Raw genomic sequence first — 6739 nt, forward strand, 5'->3', positions numbered from 1 at the left:
GAGGCTCGCTGTAAGAGCGAAACCATAGGTGGCCGTTACCTGAATAACGGATATGCCCCCAACCCCAACACCCCAAGTCAGATGGCCTCAGCCATCAACAACTCCCGCGTATAAGGATGCCGCGCATCAGCAAACAGCGCCGCCGTCTCCCCCTGCTCCACCACCCTCCCCTGACGCATCACCGCAATCCGGTCGCACAACCGCGCAGCCACCCGCAAGTCATGAGTAATAAACACAATGCTCAACCTGAACCGCCGCTGCAGCGACTCCAGCAACTCCAGAATCTGCACCTGGATCAGCGCATCAAGCGCCGACACACACTCATCAGCGATCAACACCCTAGGCTCCACCGCCAACGCCCGGGCGATCCCTATGCGCTGCCGTTGCCCCCCGGAAAACTCATGAGGAAACCGCTCAAACGCCGCTGCCGGCAACCCCACCAACCCCAGCAACTCACGGGCCCGCCGCTCGGCATCCGCCTTGGAAACCCCCTGCACCAAAGGCCCAGTCATAACAATCTGCCCCACCGTCTGCCGCGGATTGAGCGAGGCAAACGGATCCTGGAAAATCATCTGCACATCACTGCGCAACGCTCGCAGCCGCCCTTCAGACAACCCCGCGACCTCCCGCCCCAACCACTCGATCCGCCCGCTGTCAGCACGCAGCAAACGCACCAGGCACCGACCCAGGGTCGACTTGCCCGACCCCGACTCCCCCACAATCCCCAACGTCTCGCCTTCACGTAATTGCAGCTGAACCGCATCCAACGCCTGAGTCGTACGCCGCCCCCACCAACCGCTGCGGCTGCGGAACACCTTGCCCAGCGCTTCGGCCTTCAGCACCACAGGGCCAGCCACCTGCGTACGTGGCACCAGCGGTTGCGCCGACACCGCCGCCAACAACTGCCGGGTGTAATCTTCCCGGGGCACACGCAACACCGCCGGGGCCGTGCCCTGCTCCACCACCCGGCCCTTTTCCAGCACCAGCACCCGGTCGGCAATCGCCTCGACCACGGCAAAGTCGTGGGTGATAAACAACAGTGCCATGCCCTTGTCCTGCTGGATCTTGCGCAGCAGGTCGAGAATCTGCGCCTGGGTGGTCACGTCCAGCGCCGAGGTCGGCTCATCGGCAATCAACAGCGCCGGATCAAACGCCAGGGCCATGGCGATCACCACCCGCTGACGCTGCCCGCCAGACAGTTCAAACGGATACGCCAGTCGCAAGCGCTCAGGGTCGGGCAAGCCGACATAACCGAGCAAATCCACCACCCGCTGACGCCGCACCCGTGCCGCCGCCACGCCATGGGCGCGCAGGGTTTCATCGATCTGTTCGCCCACCCGCAACAGTGGGTTGAGGGCGCTCATGGGCTCCTGGAATACCATGCTGATATCCCGCCCGCGCAGTTGGCGCATGGCCTCTTCGCTGCGGTCGGCCAGGTCTTCGTCGCGAAACACCAGGCGCCCGCTTTCCACCTTCAGCGGCTCCGGCAACTGGCGCAGCAAAGCCTTGGCCAGCATTGACTTGCCGGAACCGGATTCACCCACCACACACAAGCATTCGCCACGGTTCAGTTGCAGCGACAGGTCATACAGCGCATGGCTGCGGTCCGCACCGGCCGGCAAGGCGATACGCAAATGTTCAACACTCAACAACGTCATAGCGACCTCCCGGGCTCAAAGGCCACACGCAAACCTTCGCCGACTCGATTGACCGCCAGCACGCACAGCACAATCGCCAACCCCGGCAGAAAGCTCATCCACCAGGCGTCCCGCAGCAAGCCACGGGAGGCATTGATCATGTAGCCCCAGCTCATGGCTTCCGGGTCGCTCAAGCCGAGAAACGCCAGGGCCGCTTCGGTGAGGATCGCCGTGGCCATGACAAAGGTCATGGTCACCAGCAGCGGCGCCAGGGCGTTGGGCAGGATCTGCTGGGCGATGATCCCCAGCGGCGACTGCCCCAGCACACGCGCGGCCTGCACGAATTCGCGCTGGCGCAGGGTCAGGAACTCACTGCGCACCAACCGCGCCACCGCCGGCCACGCTACGAGTGCGATGGCCAGCACGATGGAGAACAGGGACGGCTCAAGGATCGCCACCAGGATCACCGCCAGTACCAGTTGCGGAATGATCTGGAAGAACTCGGCAATGCGCATCAGCACACCGTCGAGCCAGCCACCGAAATAGCCGGCGACCGCGCCGACCAGCAGGCCCACCACCAGGGTCGCCAGGCTGGCCAGCGCCCCCACGGCCAGGGACACCCGCGCGCCGTACAGCAGGCCACTGGCGAGGTCGCGACCGAGCAGGTCACTGCCCAGCCAATGGGCCGGGTCGTGGAATGGCGCGAGCATCGGCTGGCTGTTCATCTCCCATGGCGAGCTGCTGGTCAGCCAGGGGGCGGCGATCGCCAACAGCGTCAGCAGCAGCAAAAACAGCGCACCGATCAACGCCGCAGGCTGGCGCACAAAACGTCGGAAAACCAGCATCAGCCTTGCACTCCTGCACCGATACGCGGGTCGAGAAAACGACAGATCACATCGGTCAACACGTTAAAGCCCACCACCAGAATCGAGATCACCAGGAAACCGCCCATCAACACGCCGTAGTCACGCTGGGCCAGCGAGTCGTACATCAAGCGACCAATCCCCGGCCAGGAATACACCACCTCCACCAGCAACGCGCCGCTGGCCAACTGGCCCAGTTGCAAACCGGCAAAGGTCACCACCGGCAACAGCGCATTGCGCAACACATGCACGTACAAAATCCGCCGCGGGTGCAGGCCCTTGGCGTGGGCGGTGCGCACGTATTCCTGGCCAAGGGCGTCGAGCACGGCGGCGCGGGTCAGGTGGATATACAAGGCGAGGAACAGCACGCTCAACGACACGCACGGCAGCAGCAGGTGCTTGAGCCGGTCGAGCAGGGAAAAGTCCTGTGCCACCGTTTCCATGCCAAACGCCGGCAACCAATCGAGGCTGACGGAGAACAACAGGATCAGCAGCATCGCCAGCCAGAATGGCGGCATCGCATACAGCAGCAATGCGCCGTGGGAGATCACGCCATCCAGCCAGTGACGCTTCTGTCGGGCCCGGGCGGCCAACGTCCCCAGGGTGACGCCAAGCACCGACGAGAGCAAAAATGCCGAGCCCATCAGGGCCAGTGTTGCCGGCAAGCGCTCGGCAATCAGCGACCACACCGAGGTCTGGTTGCGGTAGGAATAACCCAGGTCCAGATGGGCGATATTGCCCAGGTAGATCAGCAACTGCGTGAGCAACGGCTTGTCCAGGCCCATGGTCTGGCGCAGGTGTTCGATGAACTGCACATCATCCACCCCCGCCTCGCCGGCCAACAGCAGCGCCGGGTCACCCGGCGCCAGGCGGATCAGTAAAAAGCCCAGCACCAGCACCGCCACAATCATCAACAGTGCCTTGAGCAGGCGACCGCTGAAATACAGCAACCCGTTCATGGTGCAGGCGCGTCGAGGTAGACGCTTTCGTAGTCTTCGTTAAGGCTGGTGGCGGTTTGCAGCAGGTTCTTCACCTCTTTGTGGAACAGTGTCGGGTAGCGCATTTCGAAGATCGGCGCGATCGGCAGGTCGGTGTTCAGCACGTTTTCCAACTGGCTATAGAGCCTGGTGCGTTCCGGGCCTTCCGGGGTGTTGGCGACCTGAGTCCACAGGGCATCGGCCTCGGGGCTGTTGTAGCCGCTGACGTTGGCAAACGGCGAAGTCTTGAGGATGTAGTCGGAGCGGTACAGGTAGGCGTTGGTCAGGTACGGGTCGCCGATCTGGAAGATGAAGTTGTAGGTCAGGTCGAAGTCCCAGTCGCTGACGCGCTGGAACCAGGTGGCGGCGTCGGACGTCACCACTTGTACCTTGAAGCCCAGCGGCTGCAGGGCTTGCTTGGTGTATTCGGCCAGGCGCTCCCAGGCACCGCCCTTCTCGCCGTTGAGCAGGCGAATCCGCACGGCGCCCACGTCCACGCCGGACTCGGCAATCAGCGCCTTGGCTTTTTTCACGTCATAGGTGTACTGCGGCAATTGCGGGTCGTGGTACGGCGAGGTGGACACGAACTGGCCGGGGGCAACCTTGCCCGAACCGAAGAAGATGTTGTCGACGATGAACTGGCGGTTCAGCGCATACAGGATCGCCTGGCGCACCTTGGGGTTGTTCAGCGGCGGCTTGCGCGTATTGATCTGCAGGAAGGCCAGGCCGGAATACAGCTCCCAGCCTTTTTCCGACGACTGCACGTCCGGCAAGGCGGTCAGGCGCTTGAGGTCGGAATAGTCGGCATCACCGCTGCGCAGCACCTGCACGTCGTTGCGCTCGAACGCCGCAGCGCGGGACGAGCCGTCCGGGATCACGTGGAAGATGATCGCATCCAGGTGTGGCAGGCCCTTTTTCCAGTAGTCGGGGTTCTTTGCCAGCTTGATATAGGCGCCGCGTTTCCACTCCACAAACACAAACGGGCCGGTGCCGACAGGCTTGAGGTTATAGGGGTTGTTGCGAAAGTCAGTGTTCTCGTAGAGGTGCTTGGGCACCACAGGCCGCAGCCCGCTGCCCAGGGCCGAGAGCAACGGCGCGAAGGGTTTCTTGAGCTGGAACACCACCTGCAGCGGGTCCTTGGCGGTGATGCTGTCGACGTACTCGGTGAAGACCCCGCCCAGGCGCTTGTCCACTTCGGGGTAGAAGGTCTGGAAGCTGAACACCACGTCATCGGCGGTGAACGCGTGGCCGTCATGCCAGCGCACGTTGTCCTGCAAATCGAAGGTGTAGGTCAGGCCATCGGGAGAAACGGTCCAGGCCTTGGCCAATACCGGTTTGGGTTTCAGGTCGGTGTCGAAGGTCAGCAGGCCCTGGAGGATCTTGCCGCTGACGTACTGGGTAGACACGTGGCTGACCACGCCGTGCATCAGCGACGGCGGTTCGGGTTGGGCCACCAGGTTCAGCACTCCGCCGTCATGGGGTTGCGCCTGAGCGGTGCCGGCCAGCAGCACGGCGCCAAGTCCCAGGTATGAAAGGACACGGCGAAAAGATAAAGGGCGCATGGAGACTCCTTGACTAAGGTTTTGTCAGGGATTTAGCAAGGGCTGTGCCATGGGGCGACGGGCCGCGTTTGCGGGCGTCGTAGACCTTGGCAGTGATGAAAAAACCACAGTGGCCGGGACGAGTGTGGAAAAAGCAACAGCCCGCCCTCTTGAGGAATGGTTGTGCGTAGCAGCTGCCGAGCCTTGGCGAGGCTGCGGCTGCGGTGTGTCAGGTATGCCGCCAACGCAGCCTCGACAAGGCTCGGCAGCTGCTACGGTAAGGTTTGAAGTTTGAGGGCCCCATCACTGGCACAAGGTTTGCCCGTCTAACCGCTATCTGAACCCATGAGTTTGAAGCGCATGTCACTGGATTACCTGGGCAACCCCATCGACACCCGCAACCCCGCCACCCGTCAGGGCCTGGATGATTTCGTCGGCGGTTTTCTCGGCTATCAGCCCCGTGCCGAGGGCATCCTCGCGGTCGCCGATGCCGACCCCGACTCAGCATTGGCCAACGGATTTGCCGGCCTGCTGCTGATGTTTATCGAGTCGCCCGAGGGCCCTGTGCTGGCCGAGAAGTACCGCCAGCGGGCGGCGGCGGTGAACTCCCGGCATCCCCGGGCGCTCGTGTATCTGCAAGTGCTGCAAGCCTGGATCAACGACGAGCTGGATGAAGTGCTGCGCCTCAGCGAGCATCTGCTGGATCTTTATCCGCGGGACCTGCTTGCGGCCAAGCTCAACCAGTACCTGGAATTCAACCGGGGCAACTGGCCGGCGCTGCTGCGGATCGGTTTGAAAGCCACCGCCGGCGCGCCGGATATCGCCCACAGTCAGGGGCTACTGGCGTTTGCGTATGAGCAGTGTCATTTGCTGGAGGAAGCCGAGGCCAGTGCGCTTGAGGCGTTGCGGTTGCAGGCGTCCGAGCCATGGGCCCATCACGCATTGGCCCATGTGATGCTGACCCAGGGGCGTATCGAGGAAGGCATCGGGTTTCTGGAGGGCGTGAAGCAGCACTGGGACGGGCTTAACTCGTTCATGTACACCCATAACTGGTGGCATCTCGCGTTGTTTTATCTGGGGCGCGGGGAGGATCAGCGGGTGCTGGAGATTTATGACCGGCATGTGTGGGGGATCTTGCCGGAGTACTCCCAGGATCAGGTGGGCGCGGTGTCATTGCTGGCGCGGCTGGAGCTGGCCGGGATTGATGTGGGTGGGCGGTGGCAGGCGTTGGCGCCCTACCTGCAGCGTCGGGTTGGGGATGCGGTACAGCCATTTTTGAGTGTGCAGTATTTGTATGGGTTGGCCCGGGCGGGCAAGCCTGAGGCGGATCAGTTGTTGGCGGCTTTGCGCAGGCACAGTGTGGAAGCGCGGCCGGTTTGGCGGGAAGTGACGTTGCCGTTGGCTGAGGGGTTGTTGGCGCATGCCCGGGGGGATGCCCGGCGGGCGTTGGAACAGCTGGGGATAGCGTTGCCGCGGCTGAATGAGATTGGCGGGAGTCATGCGCAGCGGGATTTGTTTGCGCAGGTGGAGCTAGACGCACGGTTGCGGGTTGGAGATTGGCTTGGGGCGCAGCAGACGCTGGAATTGCGCCGGCGGTATGACGGGCTGGATGTGCCGACGAACCGAGCTTTGGTGGTGGTGTATGAGGCTTTGGGGTTGCCAGGGGAGGCGCTGCGGGCTCGGGCGCGGATTGGGGGGATATCCGTTATTTAGGTGATGGC

5 protein-coding genes are annotated in these 6739 nt (G+C 63.0%); 1 reads left to right on the forward strand and 4 read right to left on the reverse strand.

The genetic code is table 11. From position 1 onward, the window contains the following. Nucleotides 1-77: 77 nt before the first annotated feature. The 4 genes from HX814_RS31235 to HX814_RS31250 are packed head-to-tail and all read right to left on the reverse strand — an operon-like array spanning nt 78 to nt 5039. Nucleotides 78-1658 carry an ABC transporter ATP-binding protein gene (locus HX814_RS31235; RefSeq protein ID WP_177015453.1) on the reverse strand — a complete coding sequence of 527 codons (1581 nt, stop codon included), beginning with the start codon at nt 1656-1658 and terminating at the stop codon, nt 78-80. Next, nucleotides 1655-2482, reverse strand: coding sequence for an ABC transporter permease (locus HX814_RS31240; protein WP_003210288.1), 828 nt, complete (start codon nt 2480-2482; stop codon nt 1655-1657). Before HX814_RS31240 ends, HX814_RS31235 begins: the two co-directional genes overlap by 4 nt. After that, nucleotides 2482-3459 (reverse strand): ABC transporter permease, encoded by a 978-nt coding sequence (locus tag HX814_RS31245; protein ID WP_087693384.1) that lies wholly within the window; start codon nt 3457-3459, stop codon nt 2482-2484. Before HX814_RS31245 ends, HX814_RS31240 begins: the two co-directional genes overlap by 1 nt. Continuing rightward, complete coding sequence (locus HX814_RS31250; protein WP_102368663.1) at nt 3456-5039, reverse strand: ABC transporter substrate-binding protein; 1584 nt, start codon at nt 5037-5039, stop codon at nt 3456-3458. The genes HX814_RS31245 and HX814_RS31250 overlap by 4 nt, the downstream gene beginning before the upstream one ends. Before the next feature lie 339 nt (nt 5040-5378). Between HX814_RS31250 and HX814_RS31255 the strand changes: the two genes are divergently transcribed. Beyond that, the gene (locus tag HX814_RS31255; protein ID WP_177010136.1) at nt 5379-6731 is read left to right on the forward strand and encodes a tetratricopeptide repeat protein; all 1353 of its coding nucleotides are present in this window, start codon (nt 5379-5381) and stop codon (nt 6729-6731) included. The last annotated feature ends 8 nt before the right edge of the window (nt 6732-6739 follow it).

This window comes from Pseudomonas sp. C8002, from assembly GCF_013385765.1.
In the GTDB taxonomy this organism is placed as follows: Bacteria; Pseudomonadota; Gammaproteobacteria; order Pseudomonadales; family Pseudomonadaceae; genus Aquipseudomonas.